Source organism: Neobacillus drentensis (assembly GCF_036962765.1).
Taxonomy (GTDB): Bacteria; Bacillota; Bacilli; order Bacillales; family Cytobacillaceae; genus Neobacillus; species Neobacillus drentensis_C.
In genome coordinates this window covers 1-3,469 of the sequence record NZ_JBALOS010000119.1, presented here as the reverse complement: position 1 = coordinate 3,469, position 3,469 = coordinate 1, and the positions used below count along the sequence as shown (strand labels likewise).

At 40.7% G+C, this 3,469-nt stretch carries 3 protein-coding genes; all 3 read right to left on the bottom strand.

The window, feature by feature from the left end; translation table 11 throughout:
- Nucleotides 1-216: 216 nt before the first annotated feature.
- Nucleotides 217-1,701: an alpha/beta hydrolase gene (locus tag V7137_RS15390; RefSeq protein ID WP_335698908.1), complete on the bottom strand. Its 1,485-nt coding sequence runs from the start codon at nt 1,699-1,701 to the stop codon at nt 217-219.
- Between the two features lie 159 nt (nt 1,702-1,860).
- Nucleotides 1,861-2,520 carry a 3-oxoacid CoA-transferase subunit B gene (locus V7137_RS15385; RefSeq protein ID WP_335698900.1) on the bottom strand — a complete coding sequence of 220 codons (660 nt, stop codon included), beginning with the start codon at nt 2,518-2,520 and terminating at the stop codon, nt 1,861-1,863.
- 15 nt (nt 2,521-2,535) lie between these two features.
- Entirely contained in the window at nt 2,536-3,237 is a 702-nt protein-coding gene (locus tag V7137_RS15380; RefSeq protein WP_335698899.1) for a CoA transferase subunit A, read from the bottom strand.
- Nucleotides 3,238-3,469: the final 232 nt, after the last annotated feature.

Sequence of the window (3,469 nt, the reverse complement as noted above, 5' to 3'; positions counted from 1 at the left end):
CTGCGGGGTCTCCCCTGCCCCGTCCTCCCGCAGGAGTCTTCGCGCCTGGAACGTAGATCAACAGGGTGCCAAAATCAACAATAAGCTTTAACAAAACCTAAAAAGAGAACCCATCTTGTTGTCAAAGATGGGTTCTCTTAAGACTATTTTAGTGATTTTACTTAAATAGAGACAGATTATTAGATGTATCATTTTGATGTCTCTGCAAGTTATGCTCTACTTCGGATCTACTTCTTTACCTGACTTAATATCTAACACTTTTGTATGATCCTGCGGGGATGTAATGACTTTACTTTTAGGTGCTTTTTTATGATGTTCAACCCAGTCCTCGAGTAAGTCAAAAGCTTGATGGGCATACGGAAGTAAAGGCTGCAGCTCTTTATTCGGATCCGTTGGATTATTCCAGACCAAGCTGTCGACATGGTTTCCTTTTTCAATGGTATAGAGTCGGTGTAATTTGCCTTTTCCTGCTTGGTTTACTAGCTTATCGTAAGCATCCGCATGGATGGACGGAAAAATTAAAGAGTCCCAAGAACCAGTTATACTGATCAACGGCACATCAATATCGCCGGTATTTTCAATCGCTTTTACATTTTGTTTGACTTCGCTCGGGCGTAACATATAATTATAATCTTTAAAGATAGTATCGTAGGTACGATCACGAATACCATCCTTATAGTTTAAATAGTTTCTCCAATCAATTTGGTTTGGAGCAGTTGAATCAAGTTCATCCCGATAAATATTTAATGTGAGGAACCAGTAGACCTGGTCATGATAACCCCACAGTTTTTCAGAACCTTTCGGTAAACCGGCTTTATACATTTTTTCCACTGCTGTTTGCTTTTCTTCATCAGTACCGTAAAGGGCCTTCTCAGCATTATTGACGACTGGAGTTAACGAACTAATTAAATTCGGTTCATTCGCTCTCCATAACACGCCTTCCCAATCCACTCCACCATCATATAAAGCTGGTTCCCCTGTCTTATCTAGGCCGTCATGTTCAAGTGCATAACGGACGACATAACCGCCATTTGAAATTCCCATCGCATAGGTAGGAACTTTGTGTTTTTTTGTAATCAACTTGCTAGCTGGATTTTTCCTATCACTCTCTTTAATGAGTTTATCTGGATAATTTTCAGTTAAGTATTTTTGTGCGGCTATGGTCAATTGTCGAAAGCGTTGATTCCATTCAGAGATACTGTCATCTTCTGCAACTAAGGCGTTCTTTACTTTTGCGAGTGAATCGTTAGGGTCAATTTCCCCTTGTGTCCCTTTATCCGTAGCCGCAAACGCATAACCCTTTGCTAAAACATAATCACTAAACAGTAAATCGGTCGCCGTTTCATTTCGAGTCGCGGGTATTCCGGCCACAACTAATTTTCCATTCCAGTTGTCTGGTACACGAATGACAAATTTCGCATCGTCAAATATACCGTTTACTTGAACGCCGCTTACTGCCGCAGGGTTGTACATATTATACCAACCAGTTCCATCTTCCTTATTCCCCCAATTATAAGGAGTCAGTCCTATATTCCCAAAGGCAGTTGCGGCTGCATATTGTGACGGGTTTTTCGTTGTTAACCAATTTCCGTTTGTCCCATCAAACATGCTTACCGTAACGCCTTGTGCCCCCGATACTTCTGGCGAATAGGCAGCGGAGACACTCTTTTGCAAGAAATTCTGAGAGACAAGCGGAAACATTAATGCAGAGGCAGCAGCTATCGCTAAGACTTTACGTTTAACCAAAAAATCCCCTCCAATTCTTAATACTGAAAATAATGGTTTTCTTAATTTATAGTTTGAGAGAATCACATTTCATTCCTTCATTGATGTTTTGCATCTTCGTTTTTAGTCTTGTTTTTACTGAGATACAGTGTTAACGAGCAATTCCGGAGAAATTGTATAGGAGGCTTCTGTTTTTCCCTTAACTTCCTCTCGTGTAACCCCTTCTTGTGTTTCCACTAAGACCATTCCTTCAGGCGTAAAATCAAATACAGCTAAATCAGTAACTAAGCGATGAACGACCCCTTTCCCTGTTAGAGGAAGTGTGCATTCTTTTTTAATTTTAGACTCGCCATACTTATTGACATGTTCCATGATCACAACAATGCGCTTAGCACCATTAACAAGGTCCATCGCACCGCCCATGCCTTTTACCATTTTCCCGGGTATCATCCAGTTAGCAAGATCTCCTTTTTCTGATACCTCCATACCGCCAAGGATGGCTAAATCAATATGGCCGCCGCGGATCATGGCAAATGACTCGGCACTATCAAAATAAGAAGCGCCATTAACCGCTGTGACCGTTTCTTTCCCAGCGTTGATTAAATCAGGATCCACATGTTCCTCTTCCGGATAGGGCCCGATTCCCAAAAGACCATTTTCTGATTGAAGCAAAACACTGTATTCTGCAGGTATTTCATTTGCTAATAGCGTCGGGATCCCTATACCTAAATTGACATTCATCCCATTTTGTATTTCTTGCACTGCCCGTTTGATAATTTTTTGACGTACATCCATGGAAATTTCTCCTCTCTATGCTTGAATAACCGTCCGTCTCTCCATTCTCTTTTCATAACCTTCCCCTGCTAAAAGTCGCTGGACATAGACGCTTGGTGTATGAATGTGGTCGGGATTTAGTTCACCAGCACCGACAATTTCTTCTACTTCTGAGATCGTTATTTTTCCAGCCATTGCTGCCAACGGGTTAAAATTTCTGGCTGTTTTGTGGTAAACTAAATTCCCTAACGAATCCGCTCTCCAAGCCTTTACTAAGGAAAAATCACCAACAATGGCTTTTTCAAGGATATAGGTTTTACCGTCAAAAATTTTATGTTCTTTTCCTTCGGCGATCGGTGTTCCAACTCCGGTTGCTGTATAAAATCCGGGAATGCCGGCACCGCCTGCACGGATTCGTTCAGCCAGAGTACCTTGTGGCACGAGCTCAACCTCTAATTCCCCGCTTAAAAATTGTCGTTCAAAAATCCTGTTCTCTCCAACATAGGAGGAAATCATTTTTTTAATTTGTTTATTTGCAAGTAAAAGTCCAAGTCCCCAATCATCGACACCACAATTATTGCTCACAACGGTTAAGTCTTTAACTCCTTTATCTCTTAAAGCCAGAATAGCCTTCTCGGGAATGCCGCAAAGGCCAAACCCTCCGACAATGATCGTGGCTCCGTCATGGATATCATCGATGGCTTTTTCAAACGAATCCATTATTTTTCCATTCTTCATTCTGTTTTCCCCTTTTTTATAGAATCATGCCTCCGAAACAAGTTGATGCCTATTCCGAAAGCATATTCATTTATCGACATGTATAAGTGTAACAACCTTTAAACAGAAAACGTTTACAAAATTCTAACCTCCTATTCTATAAAATGCCTCCTTTCTTGATAATCATTAAGTAGCAAGTTTTATGCCAAATCTATTTTATTATTCAGAATTAATTAAAAAAGACAGGAATCCT

Bases quoted from the DNA above. Each gene is read 5' to 3' on its own strand.
- V7137_RS15390 (WP_335698908.1), bottom strand. From the start codon at position 1,701: ATGTTTCCGCTTGTCTCTCAGAATTTCTTGCAAAAGAGTGTCTCCGCT.
- V7137_RS15385 (WP_335698900.1), bottom strand. From the start codon at position 2,520: ATGGATGTACGTCAAAAAATTATCAAACGGGCAGTGCAAGAAATACAA.
- V7137_RS15380 (WP_335698899.1), bottom strand. From the start codon at position 3,237: ATGAAGAATGGAAAAATAATGGATTCGTTTGAAAAAGCCATCGATGAT.